We start from the raw sequence: 21,619 nt of genomic DNA on the forward strand, positions 1-21,619 counted from the left end.
GCCTGGGAGGTGCCCCCACCGCCTTGCGATCGCACGCACCAGACGCCGCGGGCCCCGCCCTCCGGGCGGACGGCGCTACTTTCGCAACACGCCCTCGTCGGCCCACGCCGCCGTAGCGGCATATCGCTACAGCCGACGCCCACGATCCGTACGCCGCGTTCGCACTGCCTCGCCGGCCAACCGAGAGGATCGCCGGTTGGAGGTCCCCCCGGACGAAGTCTGGGGGAGGGTGCAGAGCGGCTTGCGCAGCGTGTTGCCGCGGGCCAAAGCCTCGGGCACCCAGGGGAAGCGCGGCACTGTCGGACACGCGCCGACCGCGTCACAGGTGCGGGCGAGTGTCCCCAGATCGGCGCCGTGCAGCGGCCACAGCGGCGCCGCGTAGAGGTGGTCCCAGCAGGCGTGGGCACGCGGTCTGCGCGACCGGCGCAGCTCCGCCGGGGTACGTGTGCGGATGGACGGACTGTTCCGCCGGGCGCCGCTCATCGGCGCGGGGAGGCGGACCTCCAGTTCGGTCGATGCATGTCGTCTCGGCGATTGATCGGCTCGCCCGGGCCCCTCGGCTGTGTCATCGCGCCACGGGCGCGACCAGCACGCCCCCCATGGCGCGTGCCACCACGAAGGATTGCCCCTTGACCGCCCGCGCGTCCAGCGCAATTCGGTGGGTGCCGGGCTCCAGCATCCCGTCGAAGACGTCGTGCGTGTGGGTGCGGTGGAGCCGGTCCAGGCGGTACGCGACAAGGTGGACACGGCAGGTGGAGGTGACGGTCACCGTCGCCTCACCACCGGCCGCCGTCAGCCCGGTCAGCCGACGGCGCGCCGACGGGTGGTCGAGGGCGTGCTCTATCTGGGCGACCAGGAGCGGGATGACCGGGGCGAGCCCGTCCACGTACGCGACATCCACCCCGGCCTGTGCGAAGACGGCGCGCACCGCAGCCCGTTCGGGCTCGCCGACCGCGCGGCCGAAGGCGACGGCCCCGTAGGTGCGGAGCTCCTCGGCGGGGACTCCGGCCGCGTCATGGGCGATCTCGGCGCCGATGCCGATGGTGCGCAGGGCGGCGGCGAGCTTGGCGAGGACGGCGACACGGGCGCCGATCAGCAGGACGCGACGGCGCGGCCGGTCCTCCTCGTCGTCGAGGAGCCGTTCCAGCTCCGTGCGGTACTCCCCGCCGCGGAAGCGGAACGGCCCTATCCCGCGGTAGCCGTTGAGTTCCAGGTCGGCGGTCTCGTCGGTCTGCCAGGCGAAGTCCCGCCAGACGATGTCGTCCCCGTCGCGCTCGATGACGGCGGTGACGGCGCCGCAGTCGAGTCCCTCGCACTCGGGGCAGCCGTAGATGACGTAACGCCCGCCGGGCAGCGGGGCCTCGGCCTCCAGCAGCAGAGCGCGGACCTGGCGGGTGAAGATCGCGGGCGGGATGTCGGAGGCGAGCGGGGAGACCGCGTCGAGGTCGGAGAGCTGGAAGAGAAGCGGGCAGCCGTCGACGATGAAGTCCATGAAGTCCCGGTGGATCTGGTAGCCACCATCGGCCAGGACTCCCCCGGCTCGCATTGCCGGCGCCAGGGCGAAGGTCGCGTACTCGGCAGACATGTCTGGAGTATCCCCAGCTGTGACGTGATGTGAGCACGGCATCTTCGATTCCGCTACGGTCCGGCCATGAGCGGCGAGGTGAGCGACGCGGGCGATGTGATCGTGGTGGGCGGCGGGGTCGTGGGGCTGACGACCGCGGTGGTGCTCGCCGAGGAGGGCCGCCGGGTGCGGCTGTGGACCCGTGAGCCGGCGGAAGCCACCACGTCCGCGGTGGCGGGGGCGTTGTGGTGGCCGTACCGGATCGAGCCCGAGGCGCTGGTCGGCGCGTGGTCGCTCGCGACGCTGCGGGTGTACGAGGAGCTCGCCGCGGACCCGGACGGGACCGGGGTGCGGCTGGTGGCCGGCGTGCAGTCCGGGGCCCGGCTCGACGCCCTGGGACCGTGGGCGCGGGAGTTGGCCGGTCTGCGGGACCTGGCGCCCGGTGAGGTGCCGGGCGGTGGCGGGCCCGCGCTCGGGGCCCGGCTGCCGTTGATCGACATGCCCGTGCACCTGGGCTGGCTGCGGACCCGGCTCGACGCGGCGGGCGGGACGGTCGAGACCCGCGCGATCACCTCGCTCGACGAGGCGGCGGCAGAGGGCGCCGTGGTGGTCAACTGCACCGGGCTCGGGGCGCGTGACCTCGTACCGGACCTGGAGATGTCGCCGGTCCGGGGGCAGTTGGTACTCGTGGAGAACCCCGGGATCGAGACCTGGTTCACGGCAGTGGACGAGGCGTCGAGCACGCTCACGTACTTCTTCCCGCAGCCCGGCCGGCTGATCCTCGGCGGCACCGCGGTGGAGGGTTCCTGGTCCCTGGAGCCGGACCCGGCGACCGCCGCGGCGATCGTGGAGCGGTGCGCGCGGGTCCGGCCGGAGATCGCGGACGCGAGGGTCCTCGGCCACCGGGTGGGCCTGCGCCCGGCCAGGGCCTCGGGGGTCCGCCTGGACGGCGCGCCGGGCGCGTACGGCACGCGACTGATCCACAACTACGGTCACGGCGGCGCGGGCGTCACCGTGGCCTGGGGCTGTGCCAGGGCCGCCGCCGACCTCGCCCGGTGAACGGACCTGGACCGGTGAACGCCCTTGGTGACGACCGGCAGCGGCCTCAGCTGCCCGGCGGGGTGGGACCGATACGGAGCTCGAAGTCGTCGTCGTACTTCTCGTGGCCGGCGATGACGGCGAGTTCGACCACCTCCTCACCTCGCCGGCCGCGCACGATCAGCGGGTCGTGGCGCAGATCGCGCATCAGCGCGACACACATGCCGATCATCACCAGGACGAAGGGCGCGGCCACCAGGATGGTCAGATTCTGCAGTCCGGCGAGCGCGTCGCCCTGCCCGCCGCCGACGAGGAGCATCACGGCCGCGACAGCACCGGTGACCAAGCCCCAGAAGACGACGACGAACCGGCCCGGTTCCAGGGCGCCCTTCTGGGAGAGCGCGCCCATCACGATGGACGCGGCGTCGGCGCCCGACACGAAGAAGATCCCGACGAGGATCATCACCAGCAGACTCATCGCCGTGGAGACGGGGAACTGCTGAAGCACGGCGAAGAGCTGTCCCTCGGGCGTCGTCTCCTTGCCGAGCCGCCCGCGTTCCTGGAGCGTCATCGCCGTGCCGCCGAAGACGGCGAACCAGCACAGGCTGACCGTGCTCGGCACAAGGATCACTCCACCGACGAACTGACGGATCGTCCGTCCCCGGCTGATGCGGGCGATGAACATGCCGACGAACGGTGTCCAGGAGATCCACCAGGCCCAGTAGAAGACCGTCCAGGTGCCCAGCCAGTCGCCGACGCCCGCGCCACTGGAGGCCTCGGTGCGCCCGGCCAGCTGCGGCAGTTCCCCGAAGTAGGTGGCGATCGACGTCGGAAGCAGGTCGAGCACGATGATGGTCGGCCCGGCGATGAAGACGAACAGTGCGAGGAGCAGCGCCAGCACCATGTTGATGTTGGACAGCCACTGGATGCCCTTCTCGACGCCGGAGACGGCGGAGACGACGAACGCGAGGGTCAGTACGGCGATGATGCCGACGAGGAGTGCCGTGCTGACCTTCTCCATCCAGCCCAGTTCGGTGACGCCGCTGCCGATCTGGAGGGTGCCGAGGCCGAGAGAGGCGGCGGAGCCGAAGAGGGTGGCGAAGATGGCCAGGATGTCGATGATCCGGCCGCCCGTGCCGTACGCGTGCTTTCTGCCGATGAGTGTTTCGAAGACGGCGCTGATGGTCTGGCGCCGGCGCCGCCGGTAGGTGCTGTACGCGATGGCGAGTCCAACGACGGCGTAGATGCCCCAGGGGTGCAGCGTCCAGTGGAAGAGGGTCGTGGCCATGGAGATCTCCATGGCCTCGGCGGCATCGGCCGGGCTGGTGCCGGGCGGCGGTGTGGCGAAGTGCGCGAGAGGTTCGCTGACGCCGTAGAACATCAGGCCGATGCCCATGCCCGCGCTGAACATCATCGCGACCCAGGAAACGGTGCGGAACTCGGGCCCCTCACCCTCCTGTCCGAGCGGGATCCTGCCGTAGCGGCTGATGGCGAGCCAGAGCGCGAAGCCGACGAAGCCGGAGGCGGCGAGGACGAACGCCCAGCCACCGTTGTGGATGAGGCCGGAGAGCATGCTGGTGGAGACGCTCTCCAGGGTGTCCGTGGCGACGGAACCCCAGATCACGAAGGCGAGCGTGAGGGCCGCGGTGACGCCGAAGACCACGCGGTCCGTCCGGGAGTTCCCGGACAGGCCGGGGAGGTCCGCCGTCACCGGCAGATCTCCCCGGCTGCCCGGTTTCCGTGCGTCGTGCGATTCGCCGGGCGATTCCTCGTGCGGCACAGGTGGCACCTTTCGGAGGTTCACGGAGCCTGGATTCGCTCTCCGTAAGCCCTCCTACCACAGGTGACGCGGGTCTCGTCGAATCAACAAGCAGTAACAGGATGTCCGGATGTGAGATGGTATGCCGCCCGCTCGTCGAGCAGGAGCGGTACAAGGGCACGCTGGGACTGCCGCAACGGTACGTACACTCCGTCACTGCCGGGCTTCGACAGGACGCCGTGCAGGGCGAGTTCGTCCTTCACGTCCGCGTACTGTCCGGCTGTGAGCCCGTAGCCGCAGGGCGGGTCCTGGAGGGTCTCTTCGGGGGTGGCCGGGTCGTTGTCGGCGCCGCCGATGTAGACCGGGCCACGGTCCGTGAAGCCCGCGAGGCGTGCGGCTCCCGTCGCGGCCTCGATCCGGCCGCGCCGCTCATCCACGAAGTCGAACGCGCCGTCCAGCGCGGCTCGTTGGGTCGCCACCCGGCGCCGGTTGTTGAGGGCCGCGTCCGCCTTCTCGGCGTCGGTCAGAGGGTCGACGCGGGTCTCCACGAGCAGTCCGACGGAGTGCTTGAGGCCCGCGGTGTTGCGCAGGATGCGCTCCTGACCGTCACCGGCGACCTGCTTCACCGGCTCACCGGTGACCGGATCGGTCCAGATGCCGTAGATGCCGCTGCTGAATCCGGCGTCGTGAGCGGCGGGCCGTACATAGGTCTCGGAGAGCGTGTGCGCTTCCTTGTGGACCCTCGGATCGGTGTTGAGATTGCGCGGCCAGAGTGAGAGCAGTTCCTTGTCGTAGTAGGAGGGCGTGGAGTTGTACTCGTGCAAGTCGTAGATCACGTCCGGGCGCCGGTCACGGATGACGGCGGCCAGGGCGCGGCCCTCGGCGGTCTTCAGGGCGATGTGGTCCCGGTTGATGTCGACCCCGTCCGCGTTCTCCCGGGTGTCGGCAGCGCGGCCGTCGGGGTTGGCGGTGGGGACGACGAGGACCGTCGTGCGATCCAGGAAGCGCCGGGTCCCGGCGTCCTTGGCGTACGCGAGGTCGCGGATGGTGGTGAGGCAGGCTTCGCGGCCTGACGGCTCGTCGCCGTGCTGACTGCAGATCAGCAGCATGGTGTTCGCCGTGGTCCGCTCGCCGCCGATGCGGACGAGCCGGAGCGGGCGGCCCTGCCCGGTCGTGCCGATGGTGTCCAGTGAGACCCGGTCGGCGGCCCGGTCGACGGCGGCGAGGAACTGCCACTCCTCGGCCTGACCGGTCCAGCGCGCGCCGCCCGAGGCTTCGAATCCGGTGCGCGGCAGGCTCTGCGCGGCGGGGGCCGCCTGGGCCGGCGCGGGCATCAGGGGCGCGGCGAGCGCGCAGACGGCCAGGGCGAGGGTGCGGATACGGATACGGCGGTTCATCGGTTGCTCGCTCCCGGGATCGGGCGGATCGGACGCGGCCCTGCGACACCGTCGAGACGGGACTCGCGCGCGGTGGCGGCCGGCGGGACAGCGCCTGTGGTGGCCCGCAGGAAGGCCGGGGCACCTCCGACGAAGGGCAGCCGTGCGGCGGTTCGGGCGAGATCGAGGGTGAGGCTCGGCCTTGTGGACGGAGGATCGATGAGGTCCCTGTCGGTGCCGGCGATGATGAGGGCCAGACGGTGACCTGCCGGGACGACGTGGTCGGTGGCGTGCAGATCGAGGGTGATGGTGTAGGCCGTGCCGGGTGTGAGCGGGCGGCCCTTGCCGGCCGAGGCGTGGTTGCCGAGATCGGCCCAGCCGCGGCTGACCACGGTGTGGTCGACGGCGGCCGTCCGGGCCGCGGTCTCCTTGAAGCAGGAGCTGTCACCGGCCGTGCTCGGGCCCCAGCAGGTGCGCCCGGGGAGGGTGGTGATGCCTTCGCCGGCGGCGGCGTAGTCACGGATGGTGTCCGGGCCGACGTCGACGAGGACCGCGGAGAGATGAGCGGTCGTGGTCGTCGGGGTGGCGGTGACGGTGACCGTGGAGGATCCGGAGAGCCGCAGGTCGCGGCTGAGCGGCCGGGTGACGAACCCGGACTTGGCCGGTGTGGCGCGGTCGATGTCGGCGGCCCAGTCGGTCTCGTCGAGTGCCGGGTCGTCGGTGAATGTCTCCGTGGCGCCGGGCGGTGCGGGCTTCAGGGCGAGTGTGCCGACGCCGGGTGTGGCGCCCTTGCCGGGGCGGACCGTGGTGGTGGCGGTGGAGCGTGGCGGCCAGACACGGTCGGTGGACCACTGGTCGGGAGCGCGCTCGATGTCGGCCATCGGCTGGCGGTCGATGCCGTTGTCGTAGCCCAGGAGGTAGTGGTCGAACCAGCGATGCAGCGTCGTGACCCACTCGCCGCGGCGGAAGTCGAAGGGGTCGACGTGTCCGGTCTGGGAGAGCCAGACCTTGCGCTCCACACCGTGGTCGCCGAGGGCGTCCCACCACTGCCCGAAGTGCTTCGGGCGTACGTTGAGGTCCTGCATGCCATGGACGGCGAAGACGCTGGCGCGGACGTTGCGGGCGTCCGGGACGTAGTCGCGTTCGCTCCACAGCCGCGTCCAGTCGCCGCTGCGCGGGGCCTCGTCGACGAGCCGCTGCTGGACGGCCTGGCAGCGGGCGCGGGCGTCGGGGCTGTTCACGTAGTTCGAGAGCCAGTCGGGGCCGGAGTCGTACAGCGGCGCGCCCTGGGCGAAGTAGTAGTCGTACCAGGAGGAGATGGCGGCGATCGGGACGACGGTCCTGAGGCCCTCGACCCCGGTCGCGGCGACGCCGTTGGCGATGGTGCCGTCCCAGCTCTTGCCGATCATCCCGACGTTGCCGGTGGTCCAGCCGGCCGTGGCGCGTTCGGCGCCGGTGCGGGTGGTGTAGGCGCGGGCGCGGCCGTTCAGCCAGTCGACGACGGCCTTGGCGGAGTGGATGTCGGAGCGGCCACCGACGTCGACACAGCCGTCGGAGCGGTTGGTGCCGGCGAGGTCGACGGCGACGAAGGCGTAGCCGCGCGGCACGAAGTAGTTGTCGTAGTAGAGCGGGAACTGGACGGGATTCCCGTTCGCGTCGTACGTCTTCTTCTGGCTCTCGTTGCCGCGCCCGCAGCAGGAGTAATACGGGCTGGCATCCATGATGACCGGTATCTTCCGGCCATGTTGCGCCGTTTCACGCGGCCGGACGATGTCGACCGCGACGCGGTCGGTCCTGCCGTCCCCGTCGCCGTCGAGCCGGGTGTCCACCCATACGGATTCCCGGATCGCGTTGTCGTACGAGTAGACGGGTCTGCTCTCGCGGGGCGGGGCGCTCTGGGCGCTCCCCGACGGTATGAGGACGGATATCAGGGCGGCCGTGGCCACCACGGCCGGCGATCTGCTCCAAAGGCGGGTGCCCCGCACACGTATCGGCATGGGCGGAAGGTACTCCGGTCAACTCCTGTGCGACAGAGGGCGGTAGAGAGCCAGAAGTGGACCGAAGCGATGGAAGGGACGACGGGCATCGTGTCGGCCGAATGGCGATCGTGTGACACAGGGGCCGTGGACATGACGGGGCGTCGCACGCATGAATAGGGTCCGAAGAGATCATCCGCCCCGACCAATTGGAGCATTCGTGCACCGCAGAATCCTCGTTCCGAGCGCGCTTGCGGCTTCTCTTCTGCTGGCGATCCCGGCGTCGGCCGCAGACTTCGAGCCCGGGGCATCGGGCATTGGCGACCCCTACTACCCGGCCAGCGGAAATGGCGGCTATGACGTCTCGCATTACGACCTGCGGCTGAAATACCAGCCCAAGACCGATCTGCTGGAGGGTACGGCGACGATTCTCGCCACCACCACGCAGAACCTTTCCCGCTTCAACCTCGACTTCGGCCTGAACGTCAGCGAGGTGCGGGTGAACGGCCGGAAGGCCGCGTTCGCGAAGAGCGGCGACCAGGAGCTGGAGATCACCCCGGCCTCGCCGCTGGAGAAGAACCGGCCGGTCTCGGTGGTCGTCCGGTACTCCCGCAAGCCCTCCGAGCTGAAGATCGGCGGCTGGAGCGCCTGGCAGCGCACGCCGGACGGCGGCGTCGCCGCCCAGGAGCCGCACTCGGCGGTGTGGTGGTTCCCGTCCAACGACCATCCGCTGGACAAGGCGACGTACGACATCTCCGTCTCGGTGCCGGACGGCACCCAGGCGATCAGTAACGGCGTGCTGCAGGCGCAGAGTTCACGGCTCGGCTGGACGCGTTTCGGCTGGCGGTCGAACAAGCCGCAGGCGACGTATCTCGCGACCCTCGCGGTGGGCAAGTTCGACATCACGACCGACAAGACCGCGAAGGGACTGCCGGTCCTCAACGCCTACAGCAAGGACCTCGGCGACAACGCGGGGGCGGCGCGGGCCAGCGTCGAGCGGACGACCGAGATCGCGGAGTGGCTGGAGGAGGTCTTCGGGCCGTATCCGTTCAACGCGCTCGGCGGCTACGTCCCGAACGTTCCGAGCGGCTTCGCGCTGGAGACGCAGACCCGCCCGTTCTACAGCCCGCGGCAGTTCGCCAATGGCGCGAACGTCTCGGTGGTCGTCCATGAGCTGGCCCACCAGTGGTACGGGGACAGCGTCTCCGTCAAGGGCTGGAAGGACATCTGGGTCAACGAGGGCTTCGCCCGCTACAGCCAGTGGCTGTGGTCGGAGAAGGAGGGCGAGGGCACGGCGCAGGAGCTGGCGGACTACATCTACGCCCTGCACCCGGCCGACGACCCGTTCTGGACGGTGAAGCCCGGCGACCCCGGCCCTGACAAGCAGTTCGACATCGCCGTCTACGACCGTGGTGCGCTCACCCTGCAGGCGCTGCGGGGCGAGATCGGTGACGAGGACTTCTTCGCGATCCTCAAGGGCTGGCCGACCGTGAACGCGAACGGCAACGGCAGTGTGGACGACTTCGTGAAGTACGCCGAGAAGGTCTCCGGCAAGCCGCTCACGGAGCTCTTCGACGCCTGGCTGTACGAGCCGTCGAAGCCGGCCGCCCCGGCCGCGGCGGGCGAGCGGATCACCGCCCGTGCCGACGTCCGGCCGGCGCAGCCGAAGTCCTGGAAGAAGATCGCCGCGACGAACACGATCCACGACCACTAGGTCCTGTCGTTTGGATCAGGCCGGATCAGCGAGCGGGGTCTGGCGCGTGCAGGGCCACGGCCACTGACGTGGGTTTTGATGGTGCCGTCGCCCCTTCGGGGGCGGCGGCACCTGCGGTTACCCTCGTGTCGATACGGTCCGACGCGCCGACGAGGAGCATCCGTTGTCCGATCCGACCACTGGAGCCCGGCCCACGCTGGAGGCCGTCGCCGCCCGCGCCGGGGTCTCGCGGGCGACGGTCTCGCGCGTCGTCAACGGCGGGGCCGGTGTCCGCGCACCGTTGGCGGACCGGGTGCGCGAGGCGGTGGCCGAGCTCGGCTATGTACCGAACCATGCGGCACGGAGCCTGGTCACCCGGCGCAGCGGGGCGGTTGCCGTGATCATCGCCGAGCCCGAGTTCCGGGTCTTCTCGGATCCGTTCTTCGAGCGTCAGGTGCGCGGCATCAGCCGGGAACTGGCCGCCCACGACTCCCAGTTGGTGCTGCTGTGGGTGGAGGGACCCGACGACCAAGACCGGATCGCCCGCTATCTCGGCGGCGGCCATGTCGACGGGGCGCTCGCCTTCTCCCTGCACGAGGACGACGCGCTGCCTTCCGTGGTCCGCGGGTCGGGGGTGGCCGCCGTCTTCGGGGGCCGTCCGGGCGGGCCGGGAGCCGGCTCCGAGCACGCGGTCCCGTACGTCGACTGCGACAACCGCGGCGGCGCCCGGGCTGCGGTACGCCATCTGGTCTCCCTCGGCCGCACCCGCGTCGCGCACATCGCGGGCCCGCGCGACCAGACCTCCGCACTGGACCGGCTCGACGGCTACCGTGACGTACTGCCCGAAGCCGACCCGGCGTTGACCGCCCAGGGCGACTTCACGGCGGAGAGCGGCGCACGTGCGATGGCCGGGCTGCTCGACGGTGGCGCCGCGCCGGACGCCGTGTTCGCATCGAACGACCTGATGGCTTCGGGCGCGCTGAGAGTGCTGCGCGAGCGCGGGCTGCGGGTCCCGCAGGACATCGCCCTGGTCGGCTTCGACGACATGACCCTGGTGGCCGAGACCACCGACCCGCCGCTCACGACGGTCCGTCAGGACATCGAGGGCAACGGGCGGCTGATGGTGCGGCTGCTGATGCGGGTTCTGAACGAGAGCGAACCGGGGTCCGGCACCCCGGCCTCGGTGATCACCCCGACGACGCTGGTGCGCCGCGCCTCGGCGTGAGCCGGGCCGCTTCGCGGGCCGCCCTTCGGGCCTGCCTCGCCAGCGGCAGATAGCGCAGCCGCTCGGGGAGGACGGGCACCACGGCCCGTACGACGCGGCCGAAGCGCCGCAGTCTGCGCTCCTGCGCATCGGTCCAGGGGAGCCCTATCGCCTCGCGTGCGTCGGGCGGCATCAGACCGATGGTGACGAAGCGCCGGAAGCGGGCGAGCGGCGGCAGGATCAACGGCCAGGAAGCGCGCAGCAGCAGCCTGAGCAGGAGCGGCCCGCGGTCCGGCGGCGGTACGGGGCGGTCGGTCGCGGTGAGGTCCTGCACGACGGCGGTCGCCTCGAGTTCGTCGGCGAGGACCTTGCGGTAGTAGGGCCAGAACTCCTCGATGGTCTGCGGCATGTCCCGGTCGTGGATGCCGAGGATCCGCCCGACCTGCAGCCACTCCGCGTACATCCGGCGCTCATGCGCCGGGGTGAACGGCCGGTACAGGTAGCGGGCGGCGTGCTGGTAGACGGGGAAGCCGGTGGCGTGGACCCATGCGTAGTACTCGGGGGTGAGCGCGTGGTACCGGCGGCCGCGGGTGTCGGTGCCCTGGATGGTCCTGTGCAGTTGCCGCAGCCGGCGGCCCTCCTCGGCCGCGGCTTCGCCGCCGTACACCCAGAGCTGGAGCGAGCGCAGGGAACGCTCTCCGCGTCCCCACGGGTCGGTGCGGAAGACGGAGTGCTCGTCGACTCCGGCGCCGACGGCGGGGTGCGCGACCTGCATGGTGAGTGCGGCGGGCAGCATCAGCAGTCCGCGGATGTCGCCGGCGAGGTTCCACAGCACACCGCCGGGCGGTGGCGGTACGGGATCCGGCGGCCTGCTCATGCATGCGCTCCCAGGGGTCGTCGGTGGCGGGACTCCGAGCCGGTCCCTCTCTCCGTTCCAGTATGCGATCACGCCCGTGGTTAGTGTGAGGAGCCCCGGCACCTGACCTCTGGAGCTCCCATGACGCACCTCGGGATTCTCGCGCACAGCGCGGAAGGCGCGGCGCTGTGCTTCCGCGAATTCTGCCGGGAGGGCTTCCGTGAGCTGGGACCGCACGACCATCCGGATGTGACCCTGGACTGCATCGCGCTCGCGCGCAGCATGCCCGCGTGGGCTTCCGGGGACCACGCCACGATCCGGGCCACGCTCGCGGAGAGCGTACGACGGCTCTCGGGCGCCGGCGCGGACTTCTTCGTCTGCCCGGACAACACCGCCCACGAGGCCCTGGAGCTGCCCGGGGAGGACCTCGCCCTGCCCGGACTGCACATCGCCGAGGTCGTCGCGGAGCGCGCCGCACAGGACGGGCGCACGCGCGTCGGCGTCCTCGGCACGCGGTATCTGATGGACGGCCCGGTCTATCCCCGGGCCTTCGGCAGCCGTGGGATCGCCGGCGAGGTGCCGGGGGCGGAGGACCGTTCGGTCGTCGACCGGATCATCTTCGAGGAGCTGGTGAACGGCGAGTTCACGGACGCCTCACGCGAGACGTACGTCCGTGTCATCGAACGGCTGGCGGGGCGCGGCTGTGACGCTGTCGCGCTCGTCTGCACCGAGATCCCGCTGCTGGTGACGCCGGACGTCTCACCCCTGCCGACGCTGGATTCGACGCGGCTGCTGGCCCACGCGGCATTCGAAACGGCCGTCGGCAGGCGGCCGTTGCCGGTGTGGCGCGGCGGCCCCCTCTGAGTTGTCCCCTCCGAGTTGTCCGTACAAGTTCCGCGGATGGTGAACCTCCGGAAAGAATTCGGGCACCTAACGGTTACCCGAAGGTAACTCCCGCTGCTTTGATGTGCGCGCCGGTTCAATACCCCCCATCAGAAACGGGAGTTCCAGTGCCGCAATCCGTGCTCCGCCGTATATCCGGCGCAGCCCTGGCCAGCACCCTCGCCGCCGCCACCCTCGCGGTGGCCGCGCCCTCGGCGTCCGCCGCGCCCGCCGCGGAGGCCGCCGCCGCGACGCCGTCGCTGAAGGTGCTGACGTACAACGTCTTCCTCTTCAGCAAGACCCTGTACCCGAACTGGGGCCAGGACCACCGAGCCGCCGAGATCCCGAAGACCTCGTTCTTCCGGGGCAATGACGTCGTCGTGCTCCAGGAGGCGTTCGACAACTCCGCCTCCGACGCGCTGCAGCAGAACGCCCGCGCCCAGTACCCGTACCAGACCCCGGTGATGGGCCGCAGCAAGAGCGGCTGGGACGCGACCGGCGGCTCGTACTCCGCGACGACTCCGGAGGACGGCGGCGTCACCATCCTCAGCAAGTGGCCGATCCTGCGCAAGGAGCAGTACGTCTACAAGGACGCCTGCGGCGCCGACTGGTGGTCCAACAAGGGCTTCGTGTACGTGGTGCTCGACGTGAACGGCACCAAGGTGCATGTCGTGGGCACGCACGCGCAGTCGACCGACCCGGGCTGCGGCGCGGGTGAGGCGGCGCAGATGCGCAGCCGCCAGTTCAAGGCGATCGACGCGTTCCTCGACGCCAAGAACATCCCGGCCTCGGAGCAGGTGCTGGTCGCGGGCGACTTCAATGTGGACTCGCGCACGCCCGAGTACGCGACGATGCTGGCGGACGGCGGCCTCACCGGCGCCGACTCGCGCACCGGCCACCCGTACTCCTTCGACACGCAGGACAACTCGATCGCGTCCTACCGCTACCCGGACGACCCGCGCGAGGACCTCGACTACGTGCTCCACCGGGCGGGCCACGCCAAGCCGGCCGGCTGGAACAACAACGTCGTCAAGGAGCAGAGCGCGCCCTGGACGGTCTCCAGCTGGGGAACGGACTACACGTACACGAACCTGTCCGACCACTACCCGGTCACCGCGTCCGGGCAGTAGCCGCCCGGCAGCGGGCACGGGGCCGCAGCCTCGCGGGAGCAGGCGCGGGGCAGTAGCCGCGAGACCGTAGTCGCAAGCCTTTCGCAGCTGGTCAGAGGCCGCTTTTCGACAGTGGCTGCAAGGCTGTCCGGCTGCCATGGTGGTGTCCATGACGGGTCATGGGCACAGTCACAGCCACCGGCATGGACACCACCATCACCACCATCACGGCGAGCGCATCGACGCCGCGCTGGAGGCCTCCTCCGACGGCCTGCGGACGCTCTGGTTCTCCTTCGGGATCCTCGCCGCGACCACCGTCGTCCAGGCGGTCGTCGCGGCATTGTCCGGATCGGTCGCGCTGCTGGGCGACACCGTCCACAACGCGACCGACGCGCTGACCGCGCTCCCGCTCGCCCTCGCCTTCGTGCTGGGCCGGCGGGCCGCCACCCGCCGCTACACGTACGGCTTCGGGCGGGCGGAGGACCTGGCCGGGGTCTTCGTCGTGCTGGTGATCGCCTCGTCCGCCGTCTTCGCCGGGTACGAGGCCGTCCGGCGGCTGCTGGAGCCGCAGGACGTCAGCCACCTGCCTGCCGTCGCCGCGGCCGGACTCGTGGGCTTCGCGGGCAACGAGTGGGTGGCCAGGGCCCGTATCCGTACCGGAAGGCGCATCGGCTCCGCCGCACTCGTCGCCGACGGACTGCATGCCCGCACCGACGGGTTCACCTCGCTCGCCGTGCTGCTGGGCGCGGGAGGCTCGGCGCTGGGATGGCGGTATGCCGACCCGCTGATCGGACTCGTCATCACCGGCGCGATCGTGCTCGTGCTGCGGGGCGCGGCACGGGAGATCTGGCACCGGCTGATGGACGCCGTGGACCCCGCGCTGGTGGACGAGGCCGAGCACGCGCTCTCCCATGTCGAGGGCGTACGTGCGGTGGGAGCCGTACGGATGCGCTGGCTCGGGCACACCCTGCGCGCGGAGACCTCCGTCGAGGTCGACCCGGCGCTGACGGTCGTCCAGGCCCATGCGGTGGCCGTGGCCGCCGAGCACGCGCTGCTGCACGCCGTGCCACGGCTGGCGGGCGCGACCGTCCATGTCGACCACGGGCACACGACGGCCCAGGACCCGCATGCGGCCCTGGCCCATCATTTCGCGTAGCCGCGTAGCCGCGTAGCCGCGTAGCCGCGTAGCCGCGTGGATGTGGCGCCCTGGAGCCTCTCGTCCGGATCTTGCCGGGCCCCGCGGCGCGTGGAAGGCTGACGCGATGAGTACGGATCTTGTCGACTGGTCGTCGATCGCCGCCGAGGGCTTTCCCTTCCCCGACGCCGTACCGGCTTCCCGGCTCAGTGACGAGTTGTCGGCCATGCTCGTGTCTCCTGACCCTGAGGTCCGTGACGACCATGCCTACACCGCGGCCGCGCGCTGGATACGGGAAGGGCACCTGGACGAGGTCCTGGAAGACCTCGGCGACACTGCCGCGGACCGTTTCACCCATCCTGAGATTCAGGCCCGAACCTTCGCTCCGCTCGTGCTCCGGTGCGTTCTGACGCGCGCGGACGCCGTTCCCGGCGCCGTGCCGGAGTGGGCCGTGGAGCGCTGGTACGCCGGTTTCGCTTCCTGGTACCCGACGGAGCGCGACACCCGCGGCTGGGACGACTCCCTCGGCTGGCTGCACGCCGTCGCCCACGGCGCCGACGCGGCCGCGGCGTTCGCACGGGCCCTGCCTGCCCGCCGCACCGAACTGCTGGAACTGTGCGCCCACCGGATGACGGCAGCACACGCCGACTACCGCTATGAGCAGTTGGAGGACGCGCGCCTCGCCCGCGCACTCAGCGGGATTCTGCTCGCCCCTGGCCTGACGGCCGAGCAGGCAACCGCCTGGTTGAGCGTCGTCGCGGACGCCCTCGAAGGCGGCGGCCCCGGCCCCGTCCCACCGTGGGCCTTCAACACCTTCGCCACGCTTCAGTGCCTTCATCTCCACCTGACCCGCGGCCTCGCCGACGGAGGCGTTCCGCCGCACGCTCCGGTGGTGGCCTCGCAGGTTGCCGCGATCCTGCGGCTGCCTTACAGCTGGCTCGCCTGACGTTCGGGTGCGTGGCCACGGACGTGGGCTGGCGGGGCTGCGGGGCTGCGGGGCTGTGTGAACCGGCCGGACCGCGCGTGTCGTCGTCCAGGACCGGCCCTGGGCCGCCTACCGGTACGCCCCGGCCACGTTGTACGCGTAGAGGGCGACGAGTGCGATCACGCAGACGATGACCACCCAGGACCCGAAGCCCCTCTTGGGTCCCTTGGATCGCTCGGATCCCCTGGATCGCTCGGGCGGGCGGCCGGACCGGGCCGGGCCGCTCGCCTGCATCGCGCCGGGCACGGCATCCGCGGCCGCTTCGGCCAGCAGCCGACGGCAGATCGCGGCGAGTTCGCTCGTCCCGGCGGTGAGATTCGCGACCACCTCCGAGCGCGCCGGGGCAGTCGTCCCCCCGTCGAGGATCCGGCCCGCACGGACGAGAACCTCGTCCCGGCCGCCCCTGGGGGCAAGGCTGATCCAGCGCTGGACGTGCTCCCCCCGGATGACCACGCCTCCCGCCCTGTCGCGGTACACGGTGTGCTCACGCCACAGGATCTCCGCCAACTCCGTGGCAGTCTCCCTCAGTTGCGCGCTCATGCCCTCCCCCTTTATCGCGCGGCAAATCGAACAAGCACCGCACTCTAGCGCCAGGTACACGCCAAGCCACGGGTGGGGCTACGCGTCGTGGTCGTACACCGTGACCGCTATGTCCCGCGCGGTGAGCCGCTCCGCTATCAGTGGCTCCACCCTCGTCCAGGTGCCGCCCGCCAGCCCGCAGCCGATGCGTGGCATATGGACCGACGCACCGAGCTCCATCGCCTTGTCGGCGACCGCGGCGAGGGCCGAGCCGATCGCCTCGTAGCGCACGGGCACCCCCTTGCTGCCCGTGCGCATGCCCCGCTGCCCCACCATGTTCGCCACCCACACATAGCGGCTGACCTGGACGAACTGGACCGCGCCCAGCCCGAAGTCGTTCTGCGCCCGCTCGCGGTGCCAGCGCCGGTACGCCGCCTCGGGCTCCGGCCAGCGGCGGGATATCGCGACGACGAACCCCTTCCCCCAGCCGCCCAGGTCGTTGCAGACATGCGCGATCAGCTTGACGCCCTTGCCGTGCGGCGCGGTGGCGTCCCCCCGTACATACGTGATCCCCGACATGCCATCACCGTACGGGGCACCTATGACAAAGATTGCCTGCGTCTACCGGAGACGGCACGACAGCCGGCTGATGCCTACACCCGCACGGCTCACCCGCCGAGGCACCGCCGCCAGAGACGCCGAGCGGTCGCCAGGCGAATCGTCACCACGACAGTGCAGTTCGGCATGGTCTGTGGTCGCTCTGACATAGCCGCACCGACACTCCCCGACGCGAGGCTCTGATCAGCCGCACCGTGTGGCTGCGGTGCATTGCGAAGGAGTCGTCACATGGGTCGATACGACCTCGCCCTCATCGGATTCGGCGGTGTCAACCGCGCACTCTGCGAGCTCATATCCCAGCGCGGGGACCGCCTTGCCGAGGAACTGGGCTTCGCCCTGCGCGTCGTTGCGATCACCGACCTGCGGGCCGGTTCCCTGGTCGACACCGACGGCATCGACCTGGCTCCGCTGCTGGCCACCGAACCTGGCGAGCCGGCCTTCGCCGGCCTGCCCGGTGGCAGCGCCGACCCGCGCAACGAGTGGGTGATCCGCGAGGTCCCGGCCGACGTCGTCGTCGAGGCGACCTTCACCAACCCCACCGACGGCGAGCCCGCCCTCTCCCACGTGCGCTGGGCTCTGGAGGCCGGCAAGCACGTATGCACCACCAACAAGGGCCCCGTCGCCCTTGCCGGCCGGACGCTGAAGCAACTGGCTTCCGAGCACGGCGTCGGCTTCGAGTTCGAAGGCTCGGTTCTCAGCGGGACCCCGATTCTGCGCACTGCCGAGCGCATGTTCGGCGGCCTGGAGATCACCGGCGTGCAGGGCATCATGAACGGCACCTCGAACTACATCCTCGGCCGGCTCGAGGAGGGTATCGATCTGCCGGCAGCCATCGCCGAGGCCCAGGAGCTCGGATACGCCGAAGCCGATCCCACCGCCGACATCGAGGGCCACGACGTCCAGCTCAAGGTCATGATCCTGGCCAACGAGGTCCTCGGCGCCGGCCTCTGCCGCGAGGACGTCTTCTGCGAGGGCATCTCCAAGATCACCCCGCAGGATGCGCAGGACGCCGTATCGAAGGGCCTGCACTGGAAGCTGGTCGGCACGGCCACCCGCCGGGCAGACGGTACCGTCGACGCCCGCGTGGCCCCCATCGCGCTGCCCGGCCACCACCCTCTCGCCGGAATCTCCGGACCGGTCAACGCGGTCGCCTTCCACACCGACCTCCTCGGCACCGTCACCGTGTCGGGACCCGGCGCCGGCCGCATCGAGACCGCCTACGCCCTGCTGTCGGACATCATCGCCATCCACCAGCGCCACCACGCGGACGACGACACCGCACCACTGCCCCGTGTTCTTCAGGAGACCCACCGTGGCTGACACCGCCGTGACCCCCCGCATCGAGCTCGGCACCGACATGGCGCCCGTACACAACCCCTACACCGGCGAAGTCATCGCCTCGGTCCCCACCGACGACGCGACCGCAGTCGACGCCATCCTGCAGCGGGCCCGCTCCGGCCGCCGCCTCGCGGCCGCGGTGTCCCGCGTCACCCGGGCCTCCGTCCTGGAGCGCACCGCCCAGCTGGTCGAGCGACGGGCCGAGTCCTTCGCCGAGCTGATCGTCAACGAGGCGGGCAAGACCATCACCCAGGCCCGCAAGGAGGTCGCCCGCGCGGTCAACACCCTCGCGCTGTCCGCGGCCGAAGTACGGCGCAACGCCGGCGAGGTCATCCCCTTCGACTCCTACGAGGGCTCCGAGAAGCGGCAGGGCTGGTTCACCCGCGAACCCCTCGGCATCATCGCCGCCATCACCCCCTTCAACGACCCCCTCAACCTGGTCGCCCACAAGCTCGGCCCGGCCATCGCCGGCGGCAACGCGATAATCCTCAAACCGTCCGCCCTCACTCCGCTGTCCGCCCTGCGCCTGGTCGACACCCTCATCGAGGCCGGGCTGCCCGAGGAGATCGTCACGGTCGTCAACGGCGGTGCCGACATCGGGGCCGCGATCGTCAGCGCCCCCGACGTGCGCATGGTGTCGTTCACCGGCGGATTCGCCACCGGTGAGGCAATCTCCCGCTCGGCCGGCCTGAAGAAGCTGGCCATGGATCTCGGCGGCAACGCACCGGTCATCGTCACGGACGACGCGGACCTGGACGCGGCGATGGAGTCGTGCGTCTCCGGTGCCTTCTGGGCCGCGGGCCAGAACTGCATCGGCACACAGCGGATCCTGATCGCGGCGGAGGTGTACGAGTCCTTCCGCGATGCCTTCGTCACCCGCACGAAGCAGTTGCGCGTCGGCGACCCGCTCGACGAGCACACCGACGTCGGCCCCATGATCACCGAGGAGGCCGGGCGCGTCGTCCGGATGAAGGTCGACGCCGCGGTGGACCAGGGAGCTGCACTGCTGTGCGGCAACGAGCTGAACGGCTCCTTGTACGCGCCGACGGTCCTGGAAATGGTCCCGGCCAACTGCGCGCTCTGGCAGGAGGAGGCGTTCGCCCCGGTCGTCGTGCTGCAGCCCTTCGATTCCTTCGAGGACGCCATCGAGCAGGCCAACGCGATCGACTACAGCCTCCACGCAGGCATCTTCACCTCGCGCCTGGACCGGGCGCTGTCCGCGGCCCGGCTGCTGGAAGCCGGCGGGGTGATGATCAACGACTCGTCCGACTACCGGTTCGACGCGATGCCGTTCGGCGGATACAAGTACGGCAGCATGGGCCGCGAGGGCGTGCGGTTCGCCTTCGAGGAGATGACCCAGCCCAAGGTCGTCTGCATCAACCACCTGGACGAAGCACGGTGACCGCCTTCCGCATGGAGTGCGACTCCTTGGGCGCCCTCCCGGTACCGGCCGACGCCTACTCGGGGGGTGCACACCGCTCGGGTGGTGGACTTCCAGGCGAGCGGCATCCCGCCGGCGGCCCACCCGGCCCTGGTCAGGGCGCTCGCCACCGTCAAGCGCGGGGCCGCTACGACGTGGTGTCCCCGCTCGACCACGTCAACCGCTGCCGGCCGCAGCGCCCTGTCCTCCTCGCGGGCGGCTGACGACCCTGGACAGGGTGAGTGCTGTGACCGTGTCCCGTACGCCGGGCATCTGGGCGATGTCTTCCCAGATGTCCCGCACGCGTTCCAGTGAGGTCGCCTCGAGACGCACCATGATGTCGAAGTCGCCGCTGAGGATCTCGCAGATGACGACCTCAGGGATGAGTTTGAGCGCGGCCAGGACGTCGCTGCCGCGCATGCGGTCCTGGCGGTAGACGAGCACGAGAGCCGAGACGACGTCTTCACGGGCGTCGTCGCCGGACCGGACGATGGTGTAGCCGGCGATGTGTCCCTGTCGTTCCAATCGCTCGATGCGCTGGCGCACCGCGTTGCGGGACAGCAGTACCCGGCTGGCCAGCTCGGCATGAGGGATGCGCGCATTACGCGTCAGCTCGGCAATGATCTTCTCGTCGATGGCGTCCACGGTGAGCGGTCTCCTTCACAAATGAAGTCCCCCGGCAGCCAGGGCGCTGCCAGGGGCCGTACGACAAGGCCGGAACCCATCACGAGTGGGGATGGCGGCAGGTGGCTGTCCTGCGGCTCTCCAGAGGAGAGCAGCCGCTGCGCCAATGCCTGTGGGGAGTCAGCGGACGTGGGCAGTCACGGACTCGTCCGCGGCCCCGTATCCCCACAGTACGCGGATCGCCGGGATGCCTTCGGCGGCGGCGCTCAGCTGATGTCGACGAAGGCGGCGTCGATGCCGTGCGAGCTCGGTCTGCAGACCGACCTGGTTGGCGCCGGAGCCCTGCGACCCCTCGTGGACCCTCTCGCGGCTCTCGGGCCGTGCTTGCCAAGCCTGGATCACGACGAAGGAGACAGCCGATCATGGTGCCGACCATCCCGTTTTTGTGCCAACCATCAATCCTCGTCACAGCACCACTGACAATCCGCCCCGAAGTTTCCGAGCACTTTCACAACACTGGTGAGACAGCATTACTGTTGCATCGGATGGATGTACGGAGAAGGCGAGGGAGACCATGGCGACCGAGACCGAGGAGCCGACGCTGACCGTCGACGAACTGGCCGCGCGCGCCGGTGTCACCGTCCGCACCATCCGCTTCTACAGCACCCGGGGCCTGCTGCCGCCGCCTGTGATCGGGCCGCGCCGGGTGGGGCACTACGGCGCGGACCATCTGTCCCGGCTGGCTCTGATCGAGGAGCTGCAGCACCAGGGCATGACGCTCGCCGCGATCGAACGCTATGTCGAGCAGCTGCCGGCCGACCTGAGCGCCCACGAGCTGGCGATCCACCGGGCCCTCGTGGCTTCCTGGGCCCCTGAGTCGGCGGAGGAGACCACCCGCCAGGACCTGGAGCGCCGGGCCGGGCGGCCGCTGTCGGACCAGGATGTCGACCGGCTGGCGGCGATGGGTGTGCTGGGCCGCGGGAGCGCACCGGACGTGTTCCGGCTCGACGGCGGGCTGCTGCGTCTCGGGGTGGAGCTGCTGGACGTACCCATAGCGCACGAGACGATCCTCGCCTCCCGGGCTGTCCTGCTGGAGCACGCCCGTGCGGCGGCGCACGAGCTGACGCGGCTGTTCCGGGACGAGGTGTGGAACCCGTACCGGGAGCGCGAGTCGGACCCTCATCACGTCGCAACGATGAAGTCGCTGTCGGCCCATATGCAGCCGATGGTCATCCAGGCCCTCGTGACGGCGTTCCAGCGGTCGCTGAGGGAAGAGCTGCGTGCCGCGTTCGGCACCGAGGAGCACGGCGCCGAGGAGGAACGCGCCGAAGAGGACACTCCCTAGGGCCGGTCCGGTGGATCTTGCTGGGCTCGCGACGCCCTGCGACTCCGGCTCCTGTGCCGCCACCGTCCGGCCGAGCAACGCCGGTAGAAGTCGGCGAGTTCGCGGACGTCGGGCGCATCCAGCGAGGTGCCGCTGAGCACCAGTCGGGGCGATCGGCTCATGCCGAACACCCCGTTCG

At 70.6% G+C, this 21,619-nt stretch carries 18 protein-coding genes and 1 pseudogene; 10 read left to right on the plus strand and 9 right to left on the minus strand.

Annotated features, from left to right (window positions below; all coding sequences use genetic code 11):
- Positions 1-565 precede the first annotated feature (565 nt).
- Complete coding sequence (locus tag ACWGI8_RS16840; RefSeq protein ID WP_453661607.1) at positions 566-1,585, minus strand: oxidoreductase; 1,020 nt, start codon at positions 1,583-1,585, stop codon at positions 566-568.
- Positions 1,586-1,651: 66 nt separating this feature from the next.
- On the opposite strand from ACWGI8_RS16840, the gene ACWGI8_RS16845 reads away from it, so the two are divergent.
- Positions 1,652-2,623, plus strand: coding sequence for an FAD-dependent oxidoreductase (locus tag ACWGI8_RS16845; protein WP_453661608.1), 972 nt, complete (start codon positions 1,652-1,654; stop codon positions 2,621-2,623).
- Positions 2,624-2,669: 46 nt separating this feature from the next.
- Here the strand turns inward: ACWGI8_RS16845 and ACWGI8_RS16850 are convergent, their stop codons facing one another.
- From ACWGI8_RS16850 to ACWGI8_RS16860, 3 genes are all read right to left on the minus strand, one after another.
- Positions 2,670-4,382, minus strand: a complete 1,713-nt coding sequence (locus ACWGI8_RS16850; RefSeq protein ID WP_453661610.1) for a BCCT family transporter — start codon at positions 4,380-4,382, stop codon at positions 2,670-2,672.
- An 83-nt stretch (positions 4,383-4,465) separates the two neighbouring features.
- Positions 4,466-5,758, minus strand: a complete 1,293-nt coding sequence (locus tag ACWGI8_RS16855) for a M14 family metallopeptidase (protein WP_453661611.1) — start codon at positions 5,756-5,758, stop codon at positions 4,466-4,468.
- Positions 5,755-7,734, minus strand: a complete 1,980-nt coding sequence (locus ACWGI8_RS16860; protein WP_453661613.1) for a Xaa-Pro dipeptidyl-peptidase — start codon at positions 7,732-7,734, stop codon at positions 5,755-5,757. Before ACWGI8_RS16860 ends, ACWGI8_RS16855 begins: the two co-directional genes overlap by 4 nt.
- 199 nt (positions 7,735-7,933) lie before the next feature.
- On the opposite strand from ACWGI8_RS16860, the gene ACWGI8_RS16865 reads away from it, so the two are divergent.
- Positions 7,934-9,427, plus strand: a complete 1,494-nt coding sequence (locus ACWGI8_RS16865) for a M1 family metallopeptidase (protein WP_453661615.1) — start codon at positions 7,934-7,936, stop codon at positions 9,425-9,427.
- A 163-nt stretch (positions 9,428-9,590) separates the two neighbouring features.
- Positions 9,591-10,631: a LacI family DNA-binding transcriptional regulator gene (locus ACWGI8_RS16870; RefSeq protein ID WP_453661617.1), complete on the plus strand. Its 1,041-nt coding sequence runs from the start codon at positions 9,591-9,593 to the stop codon at positions 10,629-10,631.
- Here the strand turns inward: ACWGI8_RS16870 and ACWGI8_RS16875 are convergent.
- Complete coding sequence (locus ACWGI8_RS16875; protein WP_453661619.1) at positions 10,594-11,487, minus strand: oxygenase MpaB family protein; 894 nt, start codon at positions 11,485-11,487, stop codon at positions 10,594-10,596. The two genes, ACWGI8_RS16870 and ACWGI8_RS16875, sit on opposite strands and share 38 nt — an antisense overlap.
- Positions 11,488-11,607: 120 nt before the next feature.
- On the opposite strand from ACWGI8_RS16875, the gene ACWGI8_RS16880 reads away from it, so the two are divergent.
- The 4 genes from ACWGI8_RS16880 to ACWGI8_RS16895 all read left to right on the plus strand — a co-directional run bounded on the left by ACWGI8_RS16880 (position 11,608) and on the right by ACWGI8_RS16895 (position 15,538).
- Positions 11,608-12,330: an aspartate/glutamate racemase family protein gene (locus ACWGI8_RS16880; protein WP_453661621.1), complete on the plus strand. Its 723-nt coding sequence runs from the start codon at positions 11,608-11,610 to the stop codon at positions 12,328-12,330.
- A 146-nt stretch (positions 12,331-12,476) separates the two neighbouring features.
- Positions 12,477-13,478, plus strand: coding sequence for a sphingomyelin phosphodiesterase (gene sph, locus ACWGI8_RS16885; RefSeq protein WP_453661623.1), 1,002 nt, complete (start codon positions 12,477-12,479; stop codon positions 13,476-13,478).
- Positions 13,479-13,626: 148 nt separating this feature from the next.
- Entirely contained in the window at positions 13,627-14,613 is a 987-nt protein-coding gene (locus ACWGI8_RS16890) for a cation diffusion facilitator family transporter (RefSeq protein WP_453661625.1), read from the plus strand.
- 106 nt (positions 14,614-14,719) lie between these two features.
- Complete coding sequence (locus ACWGI8_RS16895; RefSeq protein WP_453661627.1) at positions 14,720-15,538, plus strand: DUF2785 domain-containing protein; 819 nt, start codon at positions 14,720-14,722, stop codon at positions 15,536-15,538.
- A gap of 108 nt (positions 15,539-15,646) precedes the next feature.
- Here ACWGI8_RS16895 and ACWGI8_RS16900 read toward each other — a convergent pair whose 3' ends face one another.
- Positions 15,647-16,117: a hypothetical protein gene (locus tag ACWGI8_RS16900; RefSeq protein WP_453661629.1), complete on the minus strand. Its 471-nt coding sequence runs from the start codon at positions 16,115-16,117 to the stop codon at positions 15,647-15,649.
- 78 nt (positions 16,118-16,195) lie between these two features.
- Complete coding sequence (locus tag ACWGI8_RS16905) at positions 16,196-16,675, minus strand: macro domain-containing protein (RefSeq protein WP_453661630.1); 480 nt, start codon at positions 16,673-16,675, stop codon at positions 16,196-16,198.
- Positions 16,676-16,942: 267 nt separating this feature from the next.
- Here ACWGI8_RS16905 and ACWGI8_RS16910 point away from each other — a divergent pair, with 267 nt between their 5' ends.
- Both ACWGI8_RS16910 and ACWGI8_RS16915 read left to right on the plus strand, forming a co-directional pair.
- Positions 16,943-18,034: a homoserine dehydrogenase gene (locus ACWGI8_RS16910; RefSeq protein WP_453661632.1), complete on the plus strand. Its 1,092-nt coding sequence runs from the start codon at positions 16,943-16,945 to the stop codon at positions 18,032-18,034.
- Positions 18,027-19,454, plus strand: a complete 1,428-nt coding sequence (locus ACWGI8_RS16915; RefSeq protein WP_453661633.1) for an aldehyde dehydrogenase family protein — start codon at positions 18,027-18,029, stop codon at positions 19,452-19,454. Before ACWGI8_RS16910 ends, ACWGI8_RS16915 begins: the two co-directional genes overlap by 8 nt.
- 195 nt (positions 19,455-19,649) lie before the next feature.
- On the opposite strand, the gene ACWGI8_RS16920 is transcribed toward ACWGI8_RS16915, so the two are convergent.
- A complete protein-coding gene (locus tag ACWGI8_RS16920) occupies positions 19,650-20,117 on the minus strand; it encodes an Lrp/AsnC family transcriptional regulator (protein WP_453661635.1) in 468 nt (155 codons plus the stop codon).
- 553 nt (positions 20,118-20,670) lie between these two features.
- Between ACWGI8_RS16920 and ACWGI8_RS16925 the strand changes: the two genes are divergently transcribed.
- The gene (locus ACWGI8_RS16925) at positions 20,671-21,441 is read left to right on the plus strand and encodes a MerR family transcriptional regulator (protein WP_453661637.1); all 771 of its coding nucleotides are present in this window, start codon (positions 20,671-20,673) and stop codon (positions 21,439-21,441) included.
- Here the strand turns inward: ACWGI8_RS16925 and ACWGI8_RS16930 are convergent.
- A pseudogene (locus ACWGI8_RS16930) lies at positions 21,438-21,619 on the minus strand (hypothetical protein); the annotation flags it as partial. The gene ACWGI8_RS16925 and the pseudogene ACWGI8_RS16930 sit on opposite strands and share 4 nt — an antisense overlap.

Source organism: Streptomyces sp. NPDC054841 (assembly GCF_053611045.1).